26 protein-coding genes and 1 pseudogene are annotated in these 22313 nt (G+C 64.0%); 17 read left to right on the top strand and 10 right to left on the bottom strand.

What is annotated here, in order from left to right; genetic code table 11:
* Window positions 1-8: 8 nt before the first annotated feature.
* The 3 genes from ACP7B7_RS17985 to ACP7B7_RS17975 form a co-directional block, all read right to left on the bottom strand.
* The gene (locus ACP7B7_RS17985) at window positions 9-887 is read right to left on the bottom strand and encodes an HlyC/CorC family transporter (RefSeq protein ID WP_308924516.1); all 879 of its coding nucleotides are present in this window, start codon (window positions 885-887) and stop codon (window positions 9-11) included.
* A gap of 107 nt (window positions 888-994) precedes the next feature.
* Window positions 995-1426, bottom strand: a complete 432-nt coding sequence (locus ACP7B7_RS17980) for a DUF4259 domain-containing protein (RefSeq protein WP_426077545.1) — start codon at window positions 1424-1426, stop codon at window positions 995-997.
* Between the two features lie 30 nt (window positions 1427-1456).
* The gene (locus tag ACP7B7_RS17975) at window positions 1457-2392 is read right to left on the bottom strand and encodes a LysR family transcriptional regulator (protein ID WP_426077544.1); all 936 of its coding nucleotides are present in this window, start codon (window positions 2390-2392) and stop codon (window positions 1457-1459) included.
* Window positions 2393-2463: 71 nt separating this feature from the next.
* Between ACP7B7_RS17975 and ACP7B7_RS17970 the strand changes: the two genes are divergently transcribed.
* A complete protein-coding gene (locus ACP7B7_RS17970; protein WP_426077543.1) occupies window positions 2464-3423 on the top strand; it encodes an MBL fold metallo-hydrolase in 960 nt (319 codons plus the stop codon).
* Window positions 3424-3459: 36 nt separating this feature from the next.
* Here the strand turns inward: ACP7B7_RS17970 and ybeY are convergent, their stop codons facing one another.
* Genes ybeY through miaB form a run of 3 tightly spaced genes read right to left on the bottom strand, consistent with a single transcriptional unit; the run spans window position 3460 to window position 6348 of the window.
* Window positions 3460-3930 carry an rRNA maturation RNase YbeY gene (ybeY, locus tag ACP7B7_RS17965; protein WP_426077542.1) on the bottom strand — a complete coding sequence of 157 codons (471 nt, stop codon included), beginning with the start codon at window positions 3928-3930 and terminating at the stop codon, window positions 3460-3462.
* Window positions 3914-4984: a PhoH family protein gene (locus ACP7B7_RS17960; protein ID WP_426077541.1), complete on the bottom strand. Its 1071-nt coding sequence runs from the start codon at window positions 4982-4984 to the stop codon at window positions 3914-3916. The genes ybeY and ACP7B7_RS17960 overlap by 17 nt, the downstream gene beginning before the upstream one ends.
* Window positions 4981-6348: a tRNA (N6-isopentenyl adenosine(37)-C2)-methylthiotransferase MiaB gene (gene miaB, locus ACP7B7_RS17955; protein WP_426077540.1), complete on the bottom strand. Its 1368-nt coding sequence runs from the start codon at window positions 6346-6348 to the stop codon at window positions 4981-4983. Before miaB ends, ACP7B7_RS17960 begins: the two co-directional genes overlap by 4 nt.
* A 529-nt stretch (window positions 6349-6877) precedes the next feature.
* Here miaB and ACP7B7_RS17950 point away from each other — a divergent pair.
* Window positions 6878-7207: a hypothetical protein gene (locus tag ACP7B7_RS17950; RefSeq protein ID WP_308924523.1), complete on the top strand. Its 330-nt coding sequence runs from the start codon at window positions 6878-6880 to the stop codon at window positions 7205-7207.
* 160 nt (window positions 7208-7367) lie between these two features.
* Here the strand turns inward: ACP7B7_RS17950 and ACP7B7_RS17945 are convergent, their stop codons facing one another.
* Together ACP7B7_RS17945 and ACP7B7_RS17940 are read right to left on the bottom strand one after the other, a co-directional pair.
* Entirely contained in the window at window positions 7368-8231 is an 864-nt protein-coding gene (locus tag ACP7B7_RS17945; RefSeq protein WP_308924524.1) for an HDOD domain-containing protein, read from the bottom strand.
* Window positions 8228-8560 carry a hypothetical protein gene (locus ACP7B7_RS17940; RefSeq protein WP_308924525.1) on the bottom strand — a complete coding sequence of 111 codons (333 nt, stop codon included), beginning with the start codon at window positions 8558-8560 and terminating at the stop codon, window positions 8228-8230. Before ACP7B7_RS17940 ends, ACP7B7_RS17945 begins: the two co-directional genes overlap by 4 nt.
* Before the next feature lie 218 nt (window positions 8561-8778).
* On the opposite strand from ACP7B7_RS17940, the gene ACP7B7_RS17935 reads away from it, so the two are divergent.
* From ACP7B7_RS17935 to ACP7B7_RS17920, 4 genes and pseudogenes are all read left to right on the top strand, one after another.
* On the top strand, window positions 8779-10395 hold the full coding sequence (locus ACP7B7_RS17935; protein WP_426077609.1) for a sensor histidine kinase: 1617 nt from the start codon (window positions 8779-8781) through the stop codon (window positions 10393-10395).
* Window positions 10376-10939 (top strand): DUF1697 domain-containing protein, encoded by a 564-nt coding sequence (locus ACP7B7_RS17930; protein WP_426077539.1) that lies wholly within the window; start codon window positions 10376-10378, stop codon window positions 10937-10939. The genes ACP7B7_RS17935 and ACP7B7_RS17930 overlap by 20 nt, the downstream gene beginning before the upstream one ends.
* A 34-nt stretch (window positions 10940-10973) precedes the next feature.
* A pseudogene (locus ACP7B7_RS17925) lies at window positions 10974-11144 on the top strand (DUF3224 domain-containing protein); the annotation flags it as partial.
* Window positions 11092-11373 (top strand): DUF3224 domain-containing protein, encoded by a 282-nt coding sequence (locus ACP7B7_RS17920; protein WP_426077538.1) that lies wholly within the window; start codon window positions 11092-11094, stop codon window positions 11371-11373. The pseudogene ACP7B7_RS17925 and the gene ACP7B7_RS17920, both read left to right, overlap by 53 nt.
* A 7-nt stretch (window positions 11374-11380) precedes the next feature.
* On the opposite strand, the gene ACP7B7_RS17915 is transcribed toward ACP7B7_RS17920, so the two are convergent.
* Window positions 11381-11755, bottom strand: coding sequence for a hypothetical protein (locus ACP7B7_RS17915; RefSeq protein ID WP_426077537.1), 375 nt, complete (start codon window positions 11753-11755; stop codon window positions 11381-11383).
* 353 nt (window positions 11756-12108) lie between these two features.
* Here ACP7B7_RS17915 and ACP7B7_RS17910 point away from each other — a divergent pair, with 353 nt between their 5' ends.
* The 4 genes from ACP7B7_RS17910 to ACP7B7_RS17895 are packed head-to-tail and all read left to right on the top strand — an operon-like array spanning window position 12109 to window position 14198.
* Complete coding sequence (locus ACP7B7_RS17910) at window positions 12109-12417, top strand: ArsR/SmtB family transcription factor (protein ID WP_426077608.1); 309 nt, start codon at window positions 12109-12111, stop codon at window positions 12415-12417.
* 4 nt (window positions 12418-12421) lie between these two features.
* Window positions 12422-12853, top strand: a complete 432-nt coding sequence (locus ACP7B7_RS17905) for a YeeE/YedE family protein (protein ID WP_426077536.1) — start codon at window positions 12422-12424, stop codon at window positions 12851-12853.
* Window positions 12854-12856: 3 nt separating this feature from the next.
* Window positions 12857-13288: a DUF6691 family protein gene (locus ACP7B7_RS17900; RefSeq protein WP_426077535.1), complete on the top strand. Its 432-nt coding sequence runs from the start codon at window positions 12857-12859 to the stop codon at window positions 13286-13288.
* Between the two features lie 43 nt (window positions 13289-13331).
* Window positions 13332-14198, top strand: a complete 867-nt coding sequence (locus ACP7B7_RS17895; protein ID WP_426077534.1) for a ChaN family lipoprotein — start codon at window positions 13332-13334, stop codon at window positions 14196-14198.
* On the opposite strand, the gene ACP7B7_RS17890 is transcribed toward ACP7B7_RS17895, so the two are convergent.
* Window positions 14199-15008, bottom strand: a complete 810-nt coding sequence (locus ACP7B7_RS17890; protein ID WP_426077533.1) for an IclR family transcriptional regulator domain-containing protein — start codon at window positions 15006-15008, stop codon at window positions 14199-14201.
* 162 nt (window positions 15009-15170) lie between these two features.
* Between ACP7B7_RS17890 and ACP7B7_RS17885 the strand changes: the two genes are divergently transcribed.
* The 7 genes from ACP7B7_RS17885 (at window position 15171) to ACP7B7_RS17855 (ending at window position 22186) form a co-directional block, all read left to right on the top strand.
* On the top strand, window positions 15171-15869 hold the full coding sequence (locus tag ACP7B7_RS17885) for a 3-oxoacid CoA-transferase subunit A (RefSeq protein WP_426077532.1): 699 nt from the start codon (window positions 15171-15173) through the stop codon (window positions 15867-15869).
* Window positions 15870-15880: 11 nt separating this feature from the next.
* Window positions 15881-16522 (top strand): 3-oxoacid CoA-transferase subunit B, encoded by a 642-nt coding sequence (locus tag ACP7B7_RS17880; RefSeq protein WP_426077531.1) that lies wholly within the window; start codon window positions 15881-15883, stop codon window positions 16520-16522.
* 32 nt (window positions 16523-16554) lie between these two features.
* On the top strand, window positions 16555-17757 hold the full coding sequence (gene pcaF, locus ACP7B7_RS17875; protein ID WP_426077530.1) for a 3-oxoadipyl-CoA thiolase: 1203 nt from the start codon (window positions 16555-16557) through the stop codon (window positions 17755-17757).
* Between the two features lie 143 nt (window positions 17758-17900).
* Complete coding sequence (locus ACP7B7_RS17870) at window positions 17901-19193, top strand: MFS family transporter (protein WP_308924538.1); 1293 nt, start codon at window positions 17901-17903, stop codon at window positions 19191-19193.
* Between the two features lie 81 nt (window positions 19194-19274).
* The gene (locus ACP7B7_RS17865) at window positions 19275-19970 is read left to right on the top strand and encodes a fumarylacetoacetate hydrolase family protein (protein ID WP_426077529.1); all 696 of its coding nucleotides are present in this window, start codon (window positions 19275-19277) and stop codon (window positions 19968-19970) included.
* Between the two features lie 78 nt (window positions 19971-20048).
* On the top strand, window positions 20049-20369 hold the full coding sequence (locus ACP7B7_RS17860) for a thioredoxin family protein (RefSeq protein ID WP_426077607.1): 321 nt from the start codon (window positions 20049-20051) through the stop codon (window positions 20367-20369).
* A 506-nt stretch (window positions 20370-20875) separates the two neighbouring features.
* A complete protein-coding gene (locus ACP7B7_RS17855) occupies window positions 20876-22186 on the top strand; it encodes an MFS transporter (protein ID WP_426077528.1) in 1311 nt (436 codons plus the stop codon).
* The last annotated feature ends 127 nt before the right edge of the window (window positions 22187-22313 follow it).

The raw sequence follows: 22313 nt of genomic DNA, 5'->3' as shown, positions 1-22313 counted from the left end.
CGCGCATGTCAGAGTTCCAGTTCCGGCACGTCGGGCAGGCGCTCGACCAGCAGCACGTGCACCTGGCGCGCGTCTGCGCGCAGCACCTCGAAGCGCAAGTCGCCCAGGTCGAAGATATCGCCCTTGTGCGCCATGCGGCCCAGATGCTTGGAGACCAGGCCGCCGATGGTGTCGACATCATCGTCCGACAGGCGGCAACCGAGTTCCTGGTTGAACTGCTCGATCTCGGTCAAGGCCTTGACGCGCCAGCGCGGGCCGAACTGGCCTTCCCTGAGCGACAGGATATTGTCCTCGGCTTCGTCGAAGTCGTATTCGTCCTCGATATCGCCGACGATCTGTTCCAGCACGTCTTCGATGGTGATCAGGCCGGCAACGCCGCTGTATTCATCGACCACGATGGCCATGTGATTGTGGTTGGCGCGGAAGTCGCGCAGCAGCACATTCAGGCGTTTCGATTCGGGGATGAAAATGGCGGGGCGCAGCATCTCGCGCACGTCGAAGGACTCTTCCGCGTAGTAGCGCAGCAGGTCTTTCGCCAGCAGGATGCCGATGACCTTGTCGCGTTCGCCCTCGATCGCGGGAAAACGCGAGTGGGCGGTCGACAGGACTTCCGGCATCCATTCCTCGATCGGCTTGCTGATGTCGATGACATCCATTTGCGAACGGGGAATCATGATGTCGCGCGCGCAGAGATCCGACACCTGGAACACGCCTTCGATCATCGACAGGGCGTCGGCGTCGATCAGCTTGCGTTCGTGCGCATCGTGTAGAACCTCGAGCAATTCTGCACGGTTCTCTGGCTCGGGGGAAATGAGTGCGGTCAGGCGTTCAAACAGTGACCGGTGGGGCTTGACGTCAGTTCTGACGCCACTAGGATGCTCGGGCATAGGAGGCGTGAGCCGTTGTTGCGAAGGGATACAGGATACACCAAAAGCGGCCGGATGCCGATATTCCGCGCTTTTGGTGTGAATTTACTACGTTTATTGCCGACGTTTCAGGCAGCTGGCGCGGCGGATACACCGAGCACGCGCAGCCGCAAGGCGGCCACCTCGGCCTGCCATTCCGCGAAATGTTCGCTTTCCTGCCACAACTGGCGCAGCTCCGACGACTCCGAGACGATGCGCTCGAAAGCCAGGCGCGCCTTGTCCAGCAGTGGCGGCGTGATCTTCTTCTTGCAGGCGGCCACCCATTCGTCCACTTCTTGCATGGCGGGATCCGGTGCGCCGGGCTTTCCCGCCAGGCGCGCGATCACGTCCAGCGCGGCCAGCGCTTCGGCGGCGAATGGCGCTTCCAGTTCTTCTTCGGTGCTGTCGATCACGTTGTCGAGCGTGGTCTCGACCAGTTCCAGCGTCCTGTATTCCTGCAGATCCTGCGCCCAGTCCATGGCGTAGTCGTTGCCGAAGGCGTCCAGTGCCCAGGTGCCCATAGTGTGTCCTTGCGTGGTTGTTTGATGCCGCTATTGTGGCATGCCCGGGCTGCTTGCCACCACTTGCTCGCGCAGCCAGCGCAAACCCGCATCGTGCTCGCTGCGCGGATGCCAGGCCAGCGACAGGTCCAGCGCCGGCACGCGCAAGGGCAAGTCAAACGTGTCGAGCTGGCCTTCAAAGCGCTCCAGGAAGCGCGACGGCAGCGTGCAGACCAGATCCGTGGCCGCCAGCATTGGCGGCACCAGGTTGTACTGGGCCACGGCGATCGCCACGCTGCGCGCGCGGCCTTCCCGCGCCAGCATCTCGTCCATAAAGGCGTGAAAGCTGCCGTTGGTCGAGACGACGATATGGCGCAGCGCGCAATAGCTGTCCAGGTCCAGCGGCGCCACGCCGCGCGGATGGCCCTTGCGCTGCGCCATGCGGTGCTCGACCAGCAGCACCGGACTCTTGTGCAAGGTGGCGGGGACGAAGCGGCTGCCGCCGACCAGCAGGTCGATCTCGCCGCGTTCCATCTGCCCGGCCAGCTGTGCCGGTTCGGGCGTGCGAAACGCCAGTTTCAGCCCTGGCCCGCCGATTGCCGCCACCTGTTGCACCACCGGCAGCATCAGCATCAGCACGGCGTTGTCGTTGCCGGCGATATGAAAGGTGCGTTCGGCCGTGCGCGGATCGAATGGTGGCGCATCGCGGCGCACGGCTTGCCCCAGCATCGCCAGCGCCGCACGTAGCGGCGCCTGCAATTGAAGCGCGCGCGGCGTGGCCAGCATGCCGCGCCCGGAGTCGGCCGGCACCAGCAGGGCGTCGTCGAACAGCGCGCGCAGCCGGGCCAGCTGGGCCGACATGGCGGGCTGGCTCAGGTGCAAGCGGACGGCCGCGCGCGTCACGTGTTTTTCGTCCAGCAGCACGTCGAGCGACACCAGCAGGGGCAGGTCGACGCCACGGATATCCAGCATTTGGATGCCTTTCATTCAAATAATCAATTTCATTTATATATGGGAAAGGAGTCTACTGCGGTATCGCTTCTTTTGAAAGGTCTTCCATGTTTGCTCGCAAAACCCTGGCCGCCGTTGTCGCCGGCCTGACGCTGTCCCACGCGGCGCTGGCCGCCGCGCCGTTCGACCAGACGCCGGCGCCGGGCATCTATCGCATGATGCTGGGCCAGTTCCAGGTCACGGCCCTGTCCGACGGCACCGTCACCATCCCGCTCGACAAGCTGCTGACCGAGATCAAGCCGGCCACCCTGGCCGCCAGCCTGCGCGAGGCACACTTGCAACCGATGACGGAAACCTCGATCAATGCCTTTTTGATCAATACCGGCAAGCAGCTGGTGCTGGTCGATACGGGCGCGGGCGACCTGTTTGGCCTGCCCAGGGGCGCCCAGGCGGGCCGCTTGCAGCGCAGCCTGCGCAATGCCGGCTACGCGCCCGAACAGATCGATGCGGTGCTGCTCACGCATATTCACGCCGACCATTCGGGCGGCCTGTCGCATGACGGCCAGCGGCTGTTTCCGAACGCGCAAGTGTATGTGGACCGGCACGACAGCGACTTCTGGCTGAACCGCGCCAACCAGGCCGGTGCCGCCGAAGGCCAGCGCCATGGTTTTGACGAAGCGCAGGCGATGCTGGCGCCGTATGTGGCGGCGGGCAAGCTGACACCGTTCCAGGGCGGCGCCGAGATCGTGCCCGGCATCCGCGCGGTGGCGGCCCCTGGCCATACGCCGGGCCACAGCTACTATGCGGTGGAAAGCGGCGGGCAGAAATTGCTGCTGCTGGGCGACATGCTGCATGCGGGCGCGGTGCAATTCCCGCATCCCGGCACCACCATCCGTTTCGATGTCGATGCGGCCGCGGCGAAAGCGCAGCGCGCCGGCGAGCTGGCCGATGCGGCGAAAAACGGTTACTGGGTCGGCGCGGCGCACCTGAGCTTTCCCGGCATCGGCCATATCGCCAAAGAGGGTAACGGCTACCGCTGGCTGCCGGCCAATTACAGCGCGTGGTGATGCCGTAAAAAAAGCCGGCATGTGCCGGCTTTGCGATTACTTCTGGTCCGCGTACGGGTCGCCGATGCCCAGCGTCGCCAGGATCTCCGTTTCCAGCCCTTCCATCTCGGCCGCCTCCTCGTCATCCATGTGGTCGTAGCCCTGGGCATGCAGCACGCCGTGCACGATCAGGTGGGCGGTGTGCTCTTCCACGCTTTTCTGTTGCTCCGCCGCTTCCTTTTCCAGCACGTCGGTGCACAGGATGATGTCGGCGCGGGTCGGCTCGTCGTCGCTCAGCTCTTCGCCTTCGTTGTAGGCAAACGTCAGCACATTGGTGGCGTAGTCTTTTTCGCGGTAGTCGCGATTGAGCGTACGGCCTTCCTCCGCGTCGACAAAGCGGATCGTCAGTTCGGCCGGCGCCAGCAGGGCCGCCTGGACCCAGCGCCGGATCTTCGGGCGCGTGATCACGGTGGCCAGGCGGGTGTCCGGGTATTGCACGGACAGGGACAGTTTATTTTTTTCGGACATTTTTGGCGGCAGCTGGTTTCAATAGGGGGACGATGGTGGCATTGGTATCGGCCGCCTGCGCCGTTTCATAGGCGTCGACGATGCGGGCCACGAGCGGATGGCGCACCACGTCGGTACTGTTAAATTGCGTGAAGCCGATGCCGCGCACGTCCTTCAATACCTGCACGGCGTCGATCAGGCCGCTCTTCTGGCTTTTCTGCAGGTCGACCTGGGTCACGTCGCCCGTCACCACGGCCTTGCTGCCAAAGCCGATGCGGGTCAAAAACATTTTCATCTGTTCGACGGTGGTGTTCTGCGCCTCGTCGAGAATCACGAAGGCGTGGTTCAGGGTGCGCCCGCGCATGTAGGCCAGCGGCGCGATCTCGATCACCTGTTTCTCGAACAGCTTTTGCGTGCGGTCAAAGCCCAGCAAATCGTACAGGGCGTCGTACAGCGGGCGCAGGTAAGGGTCGACCTTTTGCGCCAGGTCGCCCGGCAAAAAGCCCAGGCGCTCGCCCGCTTCGACGGCCGGGCGCGTCAAGATGATGCGCTTGACGGCGTCGCGTTCGAGCGCGTCCACTGCGCAGGCGACGGCCAGATAGGTCTTGCCGGTGCCGGCCGGTCCCACGCCGAAGCTGATGTCGTGTTCGAGGATGCTGCGCAGGTAGGCGATCTGGTGCGGCGTGCGCCCGCGCAGGTCGCTGCGGCGCGTTTTCAGCACCGGGCTGGCGATATCGGGTTCGACAAAGGTGGACGCGGGTGCATCGGCCTGGTGCGCATGGTGTTCCGACGCGGCCGACAGGCCGGCGCGCTGTTCCACCAGGGCCAGCTGCACTTCTTCCAGCGGCACGACCTTGTTGGCGATGGCGTAGAACTGCTCCAGGATTTCCACGGCGCGCCCGGCGTTGCTGCCGCCGACGATGAATTTTTCGCCGCGGCGGAAGATCGTCACGTCGAGGGCGGCGGAAATCTGGCGCAGGTTTTCATCGAGCGGCCCGCACAAATGCGCCAGGCGCGTGTTGTCGAGCGGCTCGGGAATGAAGTAGTGCGGCTGGATCGGGGCTTTGGTTTTCAACTGGCTCTTTTCAATGCGGTGGCGCCGGCGACGAGTTCGCCGCGCAGGGTGTAGGAATGGCTCTCGGTGATGCGCACCTCGACCAGCTGGCCGATCAGGTGCAGCCCATCGGGGCCGGCGTCGAAATTGACCACGCGGTTGTTCTCGGTGCGGCCTTGCAGTTCGCGATCAATCGTGTCCTTCTTCGAGCGGCCTTCGACCAGGATGGTCTGCACCGTGCCGACCATCGCCAGGCTGTACTTGCGCGTATTGGCGTCGATGGCCGCCTGCAGCTGCTGCAATCTGGCCAGCTTGACTTCATGCGGCGTGTCGTCTTCCAGGTTGGCGGCCGGCGTGCCGGGGCGCTTGCTGAAGATGAAGCTGTAGCTGTTGTCGAAACCGACATCAAGAATCAGTTTCATCATGGCGTCGAAGTCGGCTTGCGTCTCGCCCGGGAACCCCACGATGAAGTCCGACGAGATCGCCATGTTCGGGCGCACGGCGCGGATGCGGCGGATGATGGACTTGTATTCCAGCCCCGTGTAGCCGCGCTTCATGGCGCCGAGGATCTTGTCGGAGCCGTGCTGGGCCGGCAGGTACAGGTGGTCGACCAATTGCGGGATCTTGGCATAGGCTTCGATCAGGCGCTGGGTAAACTCCTTCGGGTGGCTGGTGACGAAGCGCATGCGCGCAATGCCGGGAATATCGGCCACGTATTCGAGCAGCAGTGCGAAGTCGGCGATCTCGCCGCCTTCCATCACGCCGCGGTAGGCGTTCACGTTCTGGCCCAGCAGGGTGATTTCCTTGACGCCCTGGGCGGCCAGGCCCGCCACTTCCGTCAGCACGTCTTCGAAGCGGCGCGACACTTCCTCGCCGCGCGTGTACGGCACCACGCAGTAGCTGCAGTATTTGCTGCAGCCTTCCATGATCGAGACGAAGGCCGAGGCGCCGTCGACCTTGGCCGGCGGCATATGGTCGAATTTTTCGATTTCCGGAAAGCTGATGTCGACCTGCGCGGCGCCGCTCGAGCGGCGCAGTTCCATCATCTGCGGCAGGCGGTGCAGGGTCTGCGGGCCGAACACCATGTCGACATACGGCGCGCGCTTGACGATGGCGTCGCCTTCCTGCGAGGCCACGCAGCCGCCCACGCCGATCAGCAGGTTGGGGTTGGCCAGCTTCAGTTCACGCAGCCGGCCCAGGTCCGAAAACACTTTTTCCTGCGCCTTTTCACGCACCGAGCAGGTATTGAGCAGGATCACGTCGGCGTCTTCCGGCGTGTCGGTACGCACCAGGCCATCGGAGGCGCCCAGCACGTCGGCCATCTTGTCCGAGTCGTACTCGTTCATCTGGCAGCCGAAGGTTTTAATGAATACTTTTTTCTGCATGGAGTCAGGCGCTTTAGCGGTAATGGGTGCGGGGGTGGATGCTGCGCAGAGCGGGCGCGGGCGCGGTACAGGTGCTGGTACGTCTCGGGCCGGGTCGTGCGGCGGCAGGCAAGCTGCGGTCAGGCGATAGTTTAACGTAAATTGCCGCGCCGGGCCATGGCGCGCTTGCCCCCGGGCAGGGGCGAGCCAGTTGGGTGCAAAGGCAACCATTGCCGTGTGTCACCATTGATTTGTAACAAGTTGCTGCAAAGCCTAGTGTGCGGCCGGTTCGCATCCTAATGTGTTGAAATGGCATCGTTGCAAAGGCAACCAGCAGCTTGATTGATATTTAACAATCGTGAGGGTTGCGTTGCGCGCGAGTGCTGGCGGTTTGAACTAGTATATTGCCTTATATGCAATTCATTCGGATTATCGAGTGTAGGGGATTGAGGGGAGGGAAAGGCTGGGACCGCGTTCTTTTGAAACACTCTAAGCCAGCCTTAAGTTCAGATCGGCATTATTTTCAACATTCACCAGACGAGGAAAAATCATGGCACATCATGCACTGGCATCTCAAGAAAGCTACAACCCCAACCACCTGCTCGACATTTTGCTGAGTAAGATGCAGCTGAAAAACGATGCAGCCTTGTCGCGTCTGCTGGAAGTGGCGCCACCGGTCATCAGCAAGATCCGCCACCACCGCTTGCCGGTCGGCGCCTCGCTGCTGATCCGCATGCACGAAGTGACGGGCATGAGCATCCGTGACCTGCGCGACCTGATGGGCGACCGCCGCACCAAGTACCGCCTGTCGGACGCCCAGGGCCGTCCAAAAGCGGAAGAGCGCGGTGATGCAAAAGAATCGAATTACGCGCATCACTGATGTGGCGCCTGGGCGCTGAGCGTGACGCTTGCAGCGCTGCAGGCGGCCACGCTCCAGCGGCAAGCGGGCGGCATGGGACCCTGCAGTACGGATAACGGCTTTCGCCTTGCGGCGCGAGCCGTTTGCGTTTGCGTGCCCGCTATTGATCAGCCTGCCTTATTCAGCCTGCCTGATTCAGCAGGGCGGCCGTGATTTCGTCATAGCGCAGCTCGGTTTCGCGGAACAGCTGCAAATACGTTTCTTCCGACAGCCCCAGCGCATTCCACGCCACCAGCGACACCTGCGGCACCATGTCGTCGCCGGCCTGCGCCAGATCCAGCGCGCAGACGATGGCGTTGGCCACATGGATTAGGGCGGCCAGGAAACCGGCGCCCGGCGCTTCCGGCGTCGGATAGTTGCCGATCGCCAGGCGCATGGTGTCGGAAAAATTCCAGCGCTCGGCCAGCGCCACGCCGGCCTGTACATGGTCCACGCCCAGCACCGTGCGCTCGGCTTCGAGCACGGTGCAATCGTGTTCGGTGCGGTACGCGATCACTTGCGCATACTGTTCCGGAAAGCTCGATACCAGCACCAGGCGGCCGATATTGTGCAACAGCCCGGCCGTAAACGCGTAATCCTGGTTGAAGCGGATCTGCCGCGCCAGCACCTTGGCGCAGGCGGCGGTGGCCACCGAGTGGCGCCAGAATTCCTTGTCGTCAAACCCCGCGCAGCGCCCTTCCGGAAAGCAGCCGGTAATCGCCGCCGACATGATCAGGCTGCGCGTGGTCTGGAAGCCCAGGTAGGTGATCGCCTGCTGGATGGTGGTCGCCTTGACCTGCAGGCCGTATTGCGACGAGTTCGCCAGGCGCAGGGTCTTGGCCGTCAGCGCCTGGTCATACGATACTTTTTTCGCCAGCACGGAAATATCGACGTCTTCCTGGTCTATGCTGTTGAGCAATTCCATCACCACCACCGGCAGCGACGGCAGGTCGTCGAGATGGGCCACGATATCGTCGGCCGTCAGCTGGGCCTGGCCGGGGTTCATGCCTGTGCTCCCAGTCGGTAGCTGCTGACATAGCTGTGCAGCATGCTGGTGGCCGCGTCGGCGGGATGGTCGGGGTCATACTTGCGGAACAGATAGTCCAGCCGCGCGCGGTGCGCTTCCTGCTGCTTTGCTTGCTCTTCCGGCGACATGCCGGGCGCGGCGATGGGCAGCATGTCGATGCCGTGGCGCGGCATCAGCGACAGCATGTTTTCCGTCAGGACCGCGCCTTGCGGCAGCAGGACTTGCCCGTGTGCATCGAGCAGCACATCGGACAAGATCATGCCCGGACGGACCTGGTCCAAGGGTAAATGTTGATGCGTGACCGCCATGACGACTCCTCCTGTGATGCACGATATTACCATTGCCGTGGCGCAATTAACCCTTTGTGGCCCCGGGTGATTCCGCAGCCATGCTACGCCTGGGGCGCGTTTGCTGTAAATCCCGCTTATTCTTGCCAATCTGCAGGCCATACCGTACATTTCACGGTGTCTGACGTCTCCATGCCCGCGCCGCGGGCCGCCAGACCAGGCCCTGGGAGTGTTGTTTGATGGTACGTATCCAAGTCCGGCTGACCTTGCTTTTCATCGTCATCGTTACCCTGGTGCTCGGCATTTCCGGCAGTTATACCCAATATACTCTCAGCAAGGAACTCGAAGCGGGCAGCACACGCTTGCGCAGCGGCGTGCTGACGCGCTTGCAGACCAGCTTGCCCTCGGCCCTGTGGGACCTCGACAAAACCAAGGTCGACAGCATCGTCGCGGCCGAAATGCTGCCGCCGGAACTGGTCGGCATCCGCGTGTACGACGCGTCGGTGGGGCTGTTCGCCGGCGAAATGCGCGACACCAGCGGCGCGCTGGCGCCCCTGGTGCGCGATGGGGCGATGGGCGGCACGGCGATCGAGGCGCCGCTGGTGTTTCGCGACGCGGTGGCCGCCGCCAGCGGCGGCACGCCGGTAATCGTGGGCAAGGTGGTGGTCAATTTCAGCCGCGAGCAGATCGATGCGGCGCTGCACGGCGAAGTGCGGCGCAAGGTGATCGAAGTGCTGCTGCTCGACGTGATCCTGGTGGTGGCGCTGGGCCTGAGCCTGCGCATCGTCTTCGGACCGCTGCGCCAGTTGCGCGACGGCCTGTTCGACCTGGCCACGCGCGGCAGCGACGAGGTCGAGGAATTGCCGGAAAGCCGGCGCGATGAACTGGGCGACGTGATCCGCGGCTTCAATGCGGTGCAGCGCAAGCTGAAATCGATTATCGAGCGCACGCGCCATGCGGAAGACGCGGCGCGGCGCTCGCAGCAGGAAACGGCGCAGGCCATGATGGATTTGCGCCGCACCCAGGAATCCCTGCTGCAGTCCGAACGGCTGGCCTCGCTGGGCAGCCTGGTGGCCGGCGTGGCGCATGAAATCAATACGCCGGTCGGCATCGCGCTGACCAGCGCCTCGGTGCTGAAGGAGGCGACCGATCATATCGGCGCGGCGGTGGCCACCGGCAATATCAAAAAGACCGATATCGTGCGCTACCTGGAAACGGCCAGCGAAAGTTCGCGCCTGATCATGAACAATGCCTACCGCGCCGCGCATCTGATCCACAGCTTCAAGCAGATCGCCGTCGATCAGGTCAGCGAGGCGCGCCGCGCGTTCGAGTTGCGCGCGTATATCGTCGAAGTGATGGACAGCCTGCAGCCGACCTTGAAAAAGACCCGCAGCGAAGTCATCATCGACTGCCCGTCCGGCATCGAGTTCGACAGCTACCCCGGCGCGCTGGCGCAGGTGCTGACCAACCTGGTCCTCAATTGCGTCGAGCACGCGTTCGACCCCGACACGGCCGGCACCATCCATATCGGCGTGCGCTGCGAGGCGGACGGAAACGCGGAGGGGGAACCGGACGCCAGGGCGGAGTGGATCATCATGCAGGTGCGCGACAATGGCCGCGGCATTGCGCCCGACCTGCTGGAACGCGTGTTCGACCCGTTTGTCACCACGCGGCGCGGCCAGGGCGGCACCGGTCTCGGTTTGAATATCGTGTTCAACTTGATTGCCAAGCAATTTGGCGGCACCATCACGGTCAGCAGCACGCTGGGCCAGGGCGCCACCTTTCTGTTGCGCCTGCCGCGCGTGACGCCATTGGCGCACAGCAAAGGAGAAGGGCATGGCGATCGAACACAATGAGCGGCAGGTGGCATTGCTGCGTGGCATCAATGTCGGCCGCGCCAAGCGCGTGGCGATGGCCGACCTGCGCAAGCTGCTGGCCGACCTGGGCTACGGCGAGGTGCGCACCGTCCTCAACAGCGGCAATGCCGTGTTCGAGGCTGACGGCGTGCCGCCGGCCACCTCGGCCACGCGCATCGAGGAAGCGCTGGTGCTGAAACTGGGCGTGGCCGCGCGGGTGACGGTATTGTCGGCCGGCCAGTTTGGCGAGCTGATGGCGCAAAACACCCTGGCGCCAATCAGTGATGCGTCCCGTCTGCTGGCGCTGGTGCTGAACAAGCCGGCCGACACCGCGCGCCTGGCGCCGCTGCTGGGCCAGCCCTGGCAACCGGAAGCGCTGGCCGTCGGCAGCTGGGCCGCGTATGCATGGTGTCCCGATGGCGTGCTGGCCAGCAAGGTGGTGGCCGCGCTCGGCATACTGCTGGGCGACGGCGTGACTTCGCGCAACTGGGCCACCATGCATAAACTCGCTGCCTTGCTGAACGGACCGGCAACGGCAGCGTGATCTACTTTCCACTTATTTCAGTACAGGAGACGGCATGCCACAGATCAGCGGACTATTTGACGTCACGATGGCCCCCGAAGCGCTGTCGGCCACGGCCGCGCAATCGGGACTGGGGCGCATGTCGCTCGACAAGCGCTATCACGGGCCGCTGGATGCCAGCGGCCACGGCGAAATGCTCAGCGTGCGCCAGCGAGCCGGGCTCGGCCGGTTATGTGGCGCTGGAACGGGTGCAGGGCAGCCTGGACGGGCGCCAGGGATCGTTTTATTTGCAGCACAGCGGCACCATGACGCGTGGCGCGCCCACCTTGTCGGTGACGGTGGTGCCGGACACGGGCACCGATGCCTTGCAGGGCTTGCAGGGCCAGCTGGCGATCCGCATCGAAAATGGCAAGCATTACTATGATTTCACGTACGACTTTGCGCCGGCGCCATAACGTGCGCTTATCGGCCCTGGTCGAACTTTTCCTGCTTGTCGCGCGGTACGCATAGCGCCAGCAAACCCAGGCCCACCAGCAGCATCGAGTACATGCTGGTCTCCGGCACGGGCGTGATGGTGCGGGCCTGCTGCGCTGGCGCGGCCGGATTGGCGCCGTGGCGCGCGTTGCCGGCCAAGCTCCAGTGCGGCGTTGACATTGGCGCCTGCGGACCAGCCAGCGGGCGCGCAGGCGGCAAGGCCGCTTCGCGCCACGGCGGCGTGTCGGTGATGCGCACGGTGTCATCGCGCATCACGCTGTCCTGCGCCGCCACTCCAGCCTGGACCGGCAGCATGCCCAGCATGGCCAGTGCGGCCGTTCCTGCGATGTGATGCATTTTCATCTTGTTCCCCTGGCTGCCTGCGGCATCGCGAACCATCCGCTGTTATGGCATATCAATATTAGACCACAAATCGTGATGATTTTTATATTTATATTTGCTTCTGGTTACGAATATTTAGTATTTTGATAGCTGTTTCACTATCGCCAGATGTCAAACCGGATGCCAGCGCTATGGCCGGAAAAAACGCTGTTGTTTTTTTGGCGCGCGTGGCAGCAGGAAAACACTATATCGATTAGCATATTGTTTCAGGGTCGCCCCGATTGGCGGCTCGCCGATGACGACCGCGCCTGTGGGAGGGCATGATGGAAACGCTGCAAGCACCTGATATATCCGTGCAATTGAATCTCGACGCCATGCGCGCGTCCGCCTACAAGGCCAGTTCCTTATTGAAGGCGATGGGCAATGCCGACCGCCTGATGCTGCTGTGCCAGTTGTCGCACGGCGAGCATTGCGTCAGCGACCTGGAACAGAAGACCGGCATCGGCCAGCCGAGCCTGTCGCAGCAGCTGGGCGTGCTGCGCGAAGACATGCTGGTCGCCACCCGCCGCGATGGCAAGCAAATCTATTACCGTGTCGCCAGCGCCGCCGTGCTGGCCGTGCTGCAGGTGCTGTACGCGCAATTTTGCACGCCGCGGCCACTGTTCAACGACGAAGCGGACTGACGCAATGCAGATCGCCTGGCAGCAGTTCACGCCGTGGGCCTCGCTGGCCGGCGGCATGCTGATCGGCCTGGCCGCCGCCATCTTGATCCTGTTCAATGGCCGCATCGCCGGCATCAGCGGCATTGCCGGTGGCCTGCTGCGTCCGCGCCACGGTGACGTGGCCTGGCGCCTGATCTTCTTGGCCGGCTTGCTGGCCAGCCCCTTGCTGTATCGCTTGTTCCATGCGCTGCCGGCGGTGCACATTGGCGCCGGCACGCCCGCCTTGATCGTGGCGGGCCTCTTGGTCGGGCTGGGCGTGCGCTATGGCGCCGGCTGCACCAGTGGCCACGGCGTGTGCGGCCTGTCGCGCTGGTCAGCCCGTTCGCTGGCGGCCACCATCGCCTTCATGGCGGCCGGCTTTGTCACCGTGTATCTGTTGCGCCATGCGCTGGGTTGACACATGAGACTGCTGTTTTCCCTGTTCAGCGGCCTGGTGTTCGGCACCGGTCTGTTGATTTCCGGCATGAGCGATCCGGCCAAGGTGCTCGCTTTCCTGGACCTGGCCGGCAGCTGGGACCCCTCGCTGGCGCTGGTCATGCTTGGCGCCATCCTGGTGGCCATGCCCGCCTTCTGGCTGGCGCGGCGGCGCCGCACGGCCTTGCTGGGCGATGTCATGCAGTTGCCCACCGCGCAAGGCATCGACCGCCGCTTGCTGCTGGGCAGCCTGGCGTTTGGCGCCGGCTGGGGCATCGCCGGCTTTTGCCCGGGGCCGGCGCTGGTATCGCTGCTGACCTTGTTGCCGCAGGCGTGGATCTTTGCTTGCGCCATGCTGGTGGGCATGCTGATCTTCGAAGCGCTGGAACGCCGCAAAGCTGCTCGCACCCCCGCCTGAGACGGTACAATCTGGCGCATCGCCATTCCAGGAATCCCCGACCATGAAGACCATGACGTTCCGTGCCACCGCGCGTACCGCCACGCGCGCCACCCTGTTGTGCGGCGTGCTGGCGCTGGCCTCCTGCGGCGGCTTGCTGAAAAAGTCGCCGCCGCCCGCGCCCGCGCCGGTGGCCGACAGCCTGCCCAATCCGCAAGTGCTGCTGCTGGGCGAAGTGCACGACAATGTGCAAGGCCACCGCCTGCGTTTCGAGGAATTGCAGCGCCGGGTCGCCGCCGGCTGGCGCCCTGCGATTGCCATGGAGCAGTTCGACCGCGAAACCCAGCCCCTGCTGACGCGCGCGGCCCGCGATTGCGCCGATCCCGAGTGCATCATCCGCGTGATGGAACAGCCGCGCTGGGACTGGAGCTTGTACCGCCCGGTGCTCGATCTCGTCATCAGCTACCAGTTGCCGCTGATCGCCGCCAACCTGTCGCGTTCTGATGCCTCGCGCACCGTGCGCGACGGCGTGAAGTGGTCGATGACGCCGGCCATGGTCGGCACCTACCTGGCCGCCCCCGTGCCGGCCGACATCCTCGCAGCGCAAAAGAAGGAAATCCAGGACGGCCATTGCGGCATGCTGCCCGACATGATGATCGGTGGCATGGTCGACGCCCAGGTGGCGCGCGATATCTGGATGGCCAAGGTGATCCGCGACCAGGCGCCGCGCGGCGTGGTGCTGTTTGCCGGCAATGGCCATGTGCGCAAGGACATCGGCGTGCCGCGCTGGCTGAAACTGGCCGACCCGGAGCTCAATGTGCGCACCATCGGCTACCTGGAGCCAGGCAGCAACTATCCGGGCGCCTTCGACCTGACGCAGACCATGCCGGCGCAGCCGCGGCCCGACCCGTGCGCCAAGTTTAAAAAATAACTATTGCTGCACGCGTATCAAGGCACTGACCCGGCTTGCCGTCTCCAGCAGTTTCGGCAAGCTGTGTTCCATCAGCTGCGCCACCGACGGCCCGGCCGTCTGGCCGCTGACATTGATCGCCGCGACGACCTTGCCGCTGCGGTCGAACACGGGCGCGGCCAGTGCGATCAATCCCTGTTCCAGTTCTTCCTGCACCAGGCACCAGCCCTGGCGCCGTACCTGGGCGATCTCTTCCATCAGCGCTTCGATATCGACTTTGGTGGCCGGCGTGATTTTCAATAACGCCATTTTCGACAGCCGCGCGCGCAATGCGTCGGGCGCCAGGCCTGAGAGCAGCACGCGGCCCATCGAGGTGCAGTAGGCGGGCAGGCGGCTGCCGATGCCCAGGTTGATCGACATGGTGCGGTGCGCCGACAGCCGCACCACGTAGACGATATCGTCGCCGTCGAGCACGGTGGCCGAGCACGACTGGCGCAGCGCCTGCATCAATTCCTCCAGCAGCGGCTGGGCCTGGGTCCACACGGGCAAGGAGGACAGATAGGCGTAGCCAAGGTCGAGCACCTTGGGCGTCAGGCGGAACAGCCGGCCGTCCGCTTCCACATAACCGAGTTGCAGCAGGGTCAGCAGGATGCGCCGCGCGCCGGCCCGCGTCAGCTGCGCCCGTTCCGCCACCTCGCTCAGGGTTTGCTGCGGCGCCTCGGCGCCAAAGCTGCGCAGCACGGCCAGTCCGCGCGCGAACGATTGCACATAACTGTCGCCGGGACGCGGGGTTTCTTCGGTGGCGAGGAGGGGCGTGCTGGGCTGGGTCATGGGCATTCCAGTTGATCAAGGTGGCAATTATAGCCATGCCTTAGTCATGAACGGCAAATTGACAAGCACGGCGAACAGGCATATTCTCATGAATATGTTCTAAATACGAATAATTGTTCGTCTAAAGAACAAATTTCACGGATTCCAACCAGGAGACAGCGCATGATCGATAAACTCCGTACCAGCGTGCTTGAGGCGCTGGCCGATATCCACGATGGCGCCACCGTCATGATTGGCGGCTTTGGCGGCGCCGGCCAGCCGGCCGAGCTGATCGACGGCCTGATCGCCCATGGCGCGCGCGACCTGGTGATCGTCAACAACAATGCGGGCAATGGCGACACCGGCCTGGCCGCGCTGCTGAAAAACGGGCAAGTGCGCAAGATCATCTGCTCGTTTCCGCGCCAGGCCGATTCGCACGTGTTCGACGCTTTGTACCGCGCCGGCAAGCTGGAACTCGAATTGGTGCCGCAGGGGAACCTGGCCGAGCGCATCCGCGCCGCCGGCGCCGGCATCGGCGGCTTCTTTACGCCCACCGGCTATGGCACCGACTTGGCCAAGGGCAAGGAGACGCGCGAGATCGACGGCCGCATGTATGTGTTCGAGTCGCCGATCCACGCCGACTTCGCGCTGATCAAGGCCGAACAGGGCGACCGCTGGGGCAATCTCACCTACCGCAAGACGGCGCGCAACTTCGGTCCCATCATGGCCATGGCCGCCAAGGTCAGCATCGCCTCCGTGCACGAGGTGGCCGAACTGGGCACCATCGATCCCGAACACGTGATCACGCCCGGCCTGTTCGTGCAGCGCATCGTGCAAGTGCCGCGCACCGCCACCGGCCCGGCCGGCTTCAAAGCTTCCTGAAGGAAACCAGCATGAACAAATGGAATCGAGACCAGATGGCGGCCCGCGTGGCGGCCGACATCCATGAAGGCTCAGTCGTCAACCTCGGCATCGGTTTGCCGACCCTGGTGGCCAACCACCTGCCGGCCGGCGCCGAAATCATTTTGCACAGCGAAAACGGCGTGATCGGCATGGGCCCGGCGCCCGCGCCCGGCGAGGAAGACTACGACCTGATCAACGCGGGCAAGCAGCCCGTCACCTTGCTGCCGGGCGGCAGCTACTTTCACCATGCCGACAGCTTTGCCATGATGCGCGGCGGCCACCTCGACATCTGCGTGCTGGGCGCCTTTCAAGTATCCGCCACCGGCGACCTGGCCAACTGGCACACGGGCGCGCCGGACGCGATTCCCGCCGTCGGCGGCGCGATGGACCTGGCCATCGGCGCGAAAAAGACCTGGGTCATGATGGAATTGCTGACCAAGGCCGGTGACAGCAAACTGGTGCAGGCATGCACCTATCCGCTGACCGGCGTTGGCTGCGTCAGCCGCATCTACAGCGACTTGGCCGTGATCGACCTGGGGCCGCAGGGCGCCAGCGTGATCGAACTGGTCGACGGCCTGAGCTTTGAACAATTGCAGGCCCTGACACCGGTCGCCCTGGCCGACGCCCGCTGATTTTTTAGTACCCTTTCTTGGAGGAAAGTAACATGACCGCAGCTTTTATTTGTGACGCCCAGCGCACCGCCTTCGGCCGCTACGGCGGGGCCCTGTCCGGCGTGCGCGCCGATGACCTGGGCGCCGTGCCGATCCGCGCCCTGATGGCGCGCAATCCGAACGTCGACTGGGATGCCGTCACCGACGTGCTGTACGGCAGCGCCAACCAGGCCGGCGAAGACAACCGCAACGTGGCGCGCATGGTGGCCTTGCTGGCCGGCCTGCCCATCTCGGTGCCGGGCGCCACCCTGAACCGGCTGTGCGGCTCGGGCCTGGATGCCGTCGGCAGCGCCGCGCGCTTTATCAAGAGCGGCGAAGCGGGCCTGATGATCGCCGGCGGCGTGGAAAGCATGAGCCGCGCGCCGTTCGTGATGGGCAAGGCCGACAGCGCTTTTTCGCGCGGCATGAAAATGGAAGACACCACCATCGGCTGGCGCTTCGTCAACCCCTTGATGAAAGCCCAGTACGGCGTCGACTCGATGCCGGAAACGGCGGAAAACGTGGCGACCGACTTTGGCATCAGCCGCGCGGACCAGGACCTGATGGCGCTGGCCAGTCAAACCAAGGCGCTGGCGGCGCAGCAGGCCGGCGTGTTCGACAGCGAAATCTGCCCGGTCACCATCGCACAAAAGAAGGGCGACCCGATCATCGTCAATCGCGACGAGCACCCGCGCGCCACCACCCTGGAAACGCTGGCGAAACTCAAACCCGTGGTGCGTCCTGACGGCACCGTGACGGCCGGCAATGCTTCCGGCGTCAACGACGGCGCGGTGGCGATGCTGCTGGCCGACGAAGCGAGCGCCGCCCGCCATGGCCTGACGCCGCGCGCGCGCGTGGTGGCGATGGCGACCGCCGGCGTGGCGCCGCGCATCATGGGCATCGGCCCGGCGCCCGCCACCCTGAAAGTGCTGGCCATGACGGGCCTCACCATGGCGGATTTCGACGTGATCGAGCTGAACGAAGCGTTTGCCGTACAGGGCCTGGCCGTGCTGCGCCAGCTGGGCGTGCGCGACGACGATCCGCGCGTCAACCCGAACGGCGGCGCGATTGCGCTCGGCCATCCGCTGGGCGCTTCGGGCGCACGGCTGGCCATGACGGCCGTCAACCAGCTGCACCGCACGGGCGGGCGCTACGCGCTGTGCACCATGTGCATCGGCGTCGGCCAGGGCATCGCGCTGGTATTGGAACGGATGTAATCGTTCTTTCGGCGTATTGCCTGCCATACGTATTTATGCGTATGACAGGCGGCCGCACAGCGCGTTTTCAGCGCGTATGATGTAAAGCCAGCCCCGCAACCCCGGGTTGGCGTTGGTTTTTTTACACGAACAAGAAGACTCATATGACACAAGACACACCGCATGATGTTTCGCAGCTGACATCGCAACAACGCATCAAGGCCATTATCGGCGCCTCTTCCGGCAACCTGGTGGAATGGTTCGACTTCTACATTTATTCCTTCTGTGCCCTGTATTTCTCGCACGCCTTTTTCCCTTCCGGTAACCCGACCACGCAGCTGCTGCAAACGGCCGGCATCTTTGCCGCCGGTTTCCTGATGCGTCCGGTCGGCGGCTGGCTGTTTGGCCGCATCGCCGACAAATACGGCCGCCGCCAGTCGATGATGATTTCCGTGCTGATGATGTGCGGCGGCTCGCTGATGATCGCCGTCATGCCCACCTACGACACCATCGGCGCCTTCGCGCCCTTCCTGCTGCTGGTGGCGCGTTTGTTCCAGGGCTTGTCGGTCGGCGGCGAATACGGCACCAGCGCCACCTACATGAGCGAAGTGTCGGAATCGGGCAAGCGCGGCTTCTTTGCCTCGTTCCAGTACGTGACCCTGATCGGCGGCCAATTGCTGGCCCTGCTGGTACTGGTGATCCTGCAGCAACTGCTGACCCTGGAAGAACTGCGTGCCTGGGGCTGGCGCATCCCGTTCGTGTTCGGCGCCCTGGCCGCACTGGTGTCGCTGAACCTGCGTAAATCCCTGACGGAAACCACCACCGCCAGCGAGCGCAAGGACAAGGACGCGGGCAGCCTGCGCGGCTTGCTCAAGCACAAGCGCGCGTTTATCACCGTGCTGGGCTTTACGGCCGGCGGTTCGCTGGTGTTCTACACCTTTACCACCTACATGCAGAAATACCTGGTCAACACGGCCGGCATGGACACCAAGACGGCCAGCGCCGTGATGACTTGCGCCTTGCTGGTCTACATGATCCTGCAACCCATCTTCGGCGCCCTGTCGGACCGTATCGGCCGCCGCACCTCGATGCTGTTCTTCGGCGGCCTGGCCACCCTGTGCGTGCTGCCGATCATGCATGCCCTGAAAGACATCAGCAGCCCGTACGCGGCGTTTGGCCTGATCATCATCGCGCTGGCCATCATCAGCTTCTATACCTCGATCAGCGGCCTGATCAAGGCAGAGATGTTCCCGGTCGAAGTGCGTGCGCTGGGCGTGGGCCTGTCGTATGCGGTGGCCAACGCCATGTTCGGCGGTTCGGCCGAATACGTGGCGCTGCAGTTCAAGGCCTGGCACGTGGAAGAGTATTTCTACTGGTACGTGACCGTCATGTGCCTGATCTCGTTCATCGTCGCCATCCGCATGCCGGACCCGAGCCGTTCGGGCCTGCTGAAATAAGGCAAACGTCGTAGAATAGGCATCCAGGAAATGGCAGCGTAATGGCTGCCATTTTTTTACCGATTTTTTCCAGGAGAGACCATGTCGTATGTTTTCGCCGCGCCCGTGCAGGCCGCCGTGCCCGTTAGCGGGCAGGACGCGCTGTTTCCCGTCCACCGCATCTATTGCGTGGGCCGCAACTATGTCGATCACGCCAAGGAAATGGGCCACACGGGCCGCGAGGCGCCGTTCTTCTTCATGAAGCCGGCCGACGCGGTGCTGCCGGTGGCCAGTGGCACGACCGGCCAGCTGTCGTACCCTGCGCAAACGGACGATTTCCAGCACGAGATGGAACTGGTGGTGGCGATCGGCAAGGGCGGCAGCGAGATCGCCGTGGAAGCCGCTCTCGAACACGTGTGGGGCTACGCCATCGGCCTGGACATGACGCGCCGCGACGTGCAGGGCGCGGCCAAAAAACTCGGCCGTCCCTGGGATACGGGCAAGGCCTTTGAACAGTCGGCGCCGATCGGCCCCATCACGCCAGCCGCCCAGGCCGGCGATATCGGCAGCGCCGCCATCACCTTGCAGGTCAATGGCGCCGTGCGCCAGAGCAGCACCATCGACATGCTGATCTGGAACGTGGCCGAAACCATCGCCGACCTGTCGAAGTACTTTACCTTGCAGCCGGGCGACCTGATCTACACTGGCACGCCGGCCGGCGTGGCGGCGGTGCGGCGTGGCGACGAACTGGCAGGGACCATCACGGGCCTGGGCGAACTGCGCCTCAAGGTGGTGTAAAAGCGGCCTGCCGCACAGCGCCGCCAGCCCGCCTGATGCATGCTCATCGTGCGGGCTTTTTTCAAGGAGACAGCGATGATGAGCAACACCTATGCCGTGGCCCAGCCCACGCGCGCCGAGATCGACGCCTTGCCGGGCGCTACCGTGCTGGAATTTGGCACCGGCTGGTGCGGCCACTGCCGCGCCACCGATGCGCCGCTGGCGGCTGCCTTCGAACAGCACCCCGACCTGCCACACCTGCGTGTGGAAGACGGCAGCGGCCGCGCGCTGGGCCGCTCGTTCAAGGTCAAGCTGTGGCCGACCCTGGTTTTCCTGAGGGACGGCCAGGAAGTGGCGCGCCTGGTGCGCCCGCTCGACAGCCGCGAGATCGGGCAGGCGATGGGGTTGATTGATGTGTAAGACGGCACAACTTTCTTGCCGCAGTGCACCACTGCGCGTATCATGAAACCATACAGCAAGATCAACCGCATCCTTCACCGGATGCTGGCGCGATCATCACGGCCCGCTACACCGCGAGCGGCCGCAGGCAAGGATTCACCACAAATGACCGATGCCGCGATGCCACGCGCGGGTCTGGTACGGAAATGCCTGGCAATAGCTGGGCGCTGACACACGTCCTCATCCCCTGACGCCCTTCCTGCCGTGCCCCGGAAAACCGGAAGGCGCACGACCGTTGTTACTCTGATCAGTCACTATCACGGCGCGTTGACGCGCGTTGCCGACAGTTCGCTACGGCAATGAAAACCGTTGTTTTTTTGTTTGCACATTTATTAGCAAATGCGCAGCAAACGCCTGCGCGCGCGGCTATGATATGCCAGCGACGCGTCGAGACAACGCGCCGTGCTGCTGCCTGAACAAACATCCAGAGAATGGCCTTTAGACACCCTCCCCAAGGAGCGCAGTACATGAGTTATACGCGGAGTAATACCACGAGCAATGCACCAAAGAAGAATTCACCGCGCACGGTGCTGTTCGCCAGCCTGATCGGCACCACCATCGAGTTCTTCGACTTCTATATCTACGCCACCGCCGCCGTGCTGGTGTTCCCGAAACTGTTCTTCCCCGCCGGCGACCCGTCGGCCGCCGTGCTGCAGTCGCTGGCCACCTTCGCCATCGCCTTTTTCGCGCGCCCGATCGGCTCGGCCGTGTTCGGCCACTACGGTGACCGCATCGGCCGCAAGGCGACCCTGGTGGCGGCCCTGCTGACGATGGGTATTTCCACCGTCATCATCGGTTTGCTGCCGACCTATGCCGCGATCGGCACGATGGCGCCGTTGCTGCTGGCGCTGTGCCGTTTCGGCCAGGGCCTGGGCCTCGGTGGTGAATGGGGCGGCGCGGTACTGTTGGCCACGGAAAACGCGCCACCGGGCAAGCGCGCCTGGTACGGCATGTTCCCGCAGCTGGGCGCACCGATCGGCTTCTTCCTGTCGGGCGGCATCTTCCTGCTGCTCAGCGAAACCCTGACCGAAGAGCAGTTCTTCAGCTACGGCTGGCGCATTCCCTTCCTGGCCAGCGCGCTGCTGGTGATCGTCGGCCTGTATGTGCGCTTGAAGATCACGGAAACGCCGGACTTCCAGAAAGTGCTCGACAAGAACGAGCGCGTCAAACTGCCGGTGGCCACCGTGTTCCGCCAGCACGGCCGCATGCTGTTCCTGGGCACCATCGTGGCGCTGGCCACCTTCGTCCTGTTCTACCTGATGACGGTGTTCGCATTGAGCTGGGGCACCACCAAGCTGGGCTTCACGCGCAAGGAATTCCTGATCGTGCAATTGTTCGCCGTGTTGTTCTTCGCGCTGACGATACCATTTTCCGCCATCCTGGCCGACCGCCGCGGCCGCCGCACGACCCTGATCTGGGTCTCGGTCGCCATCGCCGTCTTCGGCCTGGTGCTGGCGCCCATGTTCGGTTCGGGCGTGACCTGGGAAGTGACCGTGTTCATGGCCGTCGGCCTGGGCCTGATGGGCATGACCTACGGCCCGCTGGGCACCATGCTGTCGGAACTGTTCCCGCCGGAAGTGCGCTACACGGGCGCCTCGCTGACCTTCAACCTGGCCGGCATCCTCGGCGCCTCGCTGGCGCCGTATATCGCCACCTGGCTGGGCACCAACTACGGCCTGCAGTATGTGGGTTATTACCTGACCCTGGCAGCCTTGCTGACCCTGGGCGCCTTGCTGCTGGTGGGCAAACCGCGTCCGGGCAAGGAAGCGTGGGAGTAAGCATCGCGCTGAGCGCCACCTGATCGGACAGACCGCCAGTATTCGTGCTGGCGGTTTTTTTCTAGGGCGGCACATTCTGCTTACCTCTCCCGCGGGCACTATTGAAGCGCGTTGCTGTCCAAGGTCG

Source organism: Janthinobacterium sp. PSPC3-1 (assembly GCF_049896105.1).
Lineage (GTDB): Bacteria > Pseudomonadota > Gammaproteobacteria > Burkholderiales > Burkholderiaceae_D > Janthinobacterium.
The sequence above is the reverse complement of the archived record's forward strand: the minus strand, read 5'-3'. Positions and strand labels throughout refer to the sequence as shown.

What these genes read in the sequence shown, in the direction of transcription:
- ACP7B7_RS17985 (WP_308924516.1), bottom strand. Translation starts at nt 887, where the DNA reads ATGCCCGAGCATCCTAGTGGCGTCAGAACTGACGTCAAGCCCCACCGG.
- ACP7B7_RS17980 (WP_426077545.1), bottom strand. Translation starts at nt 1,426, where the DNA reads ATGGGCACCTGGGCACTGGACGCCTTCGGCAACGACTACGCCATGGAC.
- ACP7B7_RS17975 (WP_426077544.1), bottom strand. Translation starts at nt 2,392, where the DNA reads ATGAAAGGCATCCAAATGCTGGATATCCGTGGCGTCGACCTGCCCCTG.
- ACP7B7_RS17970 (WP_426077543.1), top strand. Translation starts at nt 2,464, where the DNA reads ATGTTTGCTCGCAAAACCCTGGCCGCCGTTGTCGCCGGCCTGACGCTG.
- ybeY (WP_426077542.1), bottom strand. Translation starts at nt 3,930, where the DNA reads ATGTCCGAAAAAAATAAACTGTCCCTGTCCGTGCAATACCCGGACACC.
- miaB (WP_426077540.1), bottom strand. Translation starts at nt 6,348, where the DNA reads ATGCAGAAAAAAGTATTCATTAAAACCTTCGGCTGCCAGATGAACGAG.
- ACP7B7_RS17950 (WP_308924523.1), top strand. Translation starts at nt 6,878, where the DNA reads ATGGCACATCATGCACTGGCATCTCAAGAAAGCTACAACCCCAACCAC.
- ACP7B7_RS17945 (WP_308924524.1), bottom strand. Translation starts at nt 8,231, where the DNA reads ATGAACCCCGGCCAGGCCCAGCTGACGGCCGACGATATCGTGGCCCAT.
- ACP7B7_RS17940 (WP_308924525.1), bottom strand. Translation starts at nt 8,560, where the DNA reads ATGGCGGTCACGCATCAACATTTACCCTTGGACCAGGTCCGTCCGGGC.
- ACP7B7_RS17935 (WP_426077609.1), top strand. Translation starts at nt 8,779, where the DNA reads ATGGTACGTATCCAAGTCCGGCTGACCTTGCTTTTCATCGTCATCGTT.
- ACP7B7_RS17930 (WP_426077539.1), top strand. Translation starts at nt 10,376, where the DNA reads ATGGCGATCGAACACAATGAGCGGCAGGTGGCATTGCTGCGTGGCATC.
- ACP7B7_RS17920 (WP_426077538.1), top strand. Translation starts at nt 11,092, where the DNA reads ATGCCAGCGGCCACGGCGAAATGCTCAGCGTGCGCCAGCGAGCCGGGC.
- ACP7B7_RS17915 (WP_426077537.1), bottom strand. Translation starts at nt 11,755, where the DNA reads ATGAAAATGCATCACATCGCAGGAACGGCCGCACTGGCCATGCTGGGC.
- ACP7B7_RS17910 (WP_426077608.1), top strand. Translation starts at nt 12,109, where the DNA reads ATGCGCGCGTCCGCCTACAAGGCCAGTTCCTTATTGAAGGCGATGGGC.
- ACP7B7_RS17905 (WP_426077536.1), top strand. Translation starts at nt 12,422, where the DNA reads ATGCAGATCGCCTGGCAGCAGTTCACGCCGTGGGCCTCGCTGGCCGGC.
- ACP7B7_RS17900 (WP_426077535.1), top strand. Translation starts at nt 12,857, where the DNA reads ATGAGACTGCTGTTTTCCCTGTTCAGCGGCCTGGTGTTCGGCACCGGT.
- ACP7B7_RS17895 (WP_426077534.1), top strand. Translation starts at nt 13,332, where the DNA reads ATGAAGACCATGACGTTCCGTGCCACCGCGCGTACCGCCACGCGCGCC.
- ACP7B7_RS17890 (WP_426077533.1), bottom strand. Translation starts at nt 15,008, where the DNA reads ATGACCCAGCCCAGCACGCCCCTCCTCGCCACCGAAGAAACCCCGCGT.
- ACP7B7_RS17885 (WP_426077532.1), top strand. Translation starts at nt 15,171, where the DNA reads ATGATCGATAAACTCCGTACCAGCGTGCTTGAGGCGCTGGCCGATATC.
- ACP7B7_RS17880 (WP_426077531.1), top strand. Translation starts at nt 15,881, where the DNA reads ATGAACAAATGGAATCGAGACCAGATGGCGGCCCGCGTGGCGGCCGAC.
- pcaF (WP_426077530.1), top strand. Translation starts at nt 16,555, where the DNA reads ATGACCGCAGCTTTTATTTGTGACGCCCAGCGCACCGCCTTCGGCCGC.
- ACP7B7_RS17870 (WP_308924538.1), top strand. Translation starts at nt 17,901, where the DNA reads ATGACACAAGACACACCGCATGATGTTTCGCAGCTGACATCGCAACAA.
- ACP7B7_RS17865 (WP_426077529.1), top strand. Translation starts at nt 19,275, where the DNA reads ATGTCGTATGTTTTCGCCGCGCCCGTGCAGGCCGCCGTGCCCGTTAGC.
- ACP7B7_RS17860 (WP_426077607.1), top strand. Translation starts at nt 20,049, where the DNA reads ATGAGCAACACCTATGCCGTGGCCCAGCCCACGCGCGCCGAGATCGAC.
- ACP7B7_RS17855 (WP_426077528.1), top strand. Translation starts at nt 20,876, where the DNA reads ATGAGTTATACGCGGAGTAATACCACGAGCAATGCACCAAAGAAGAAT.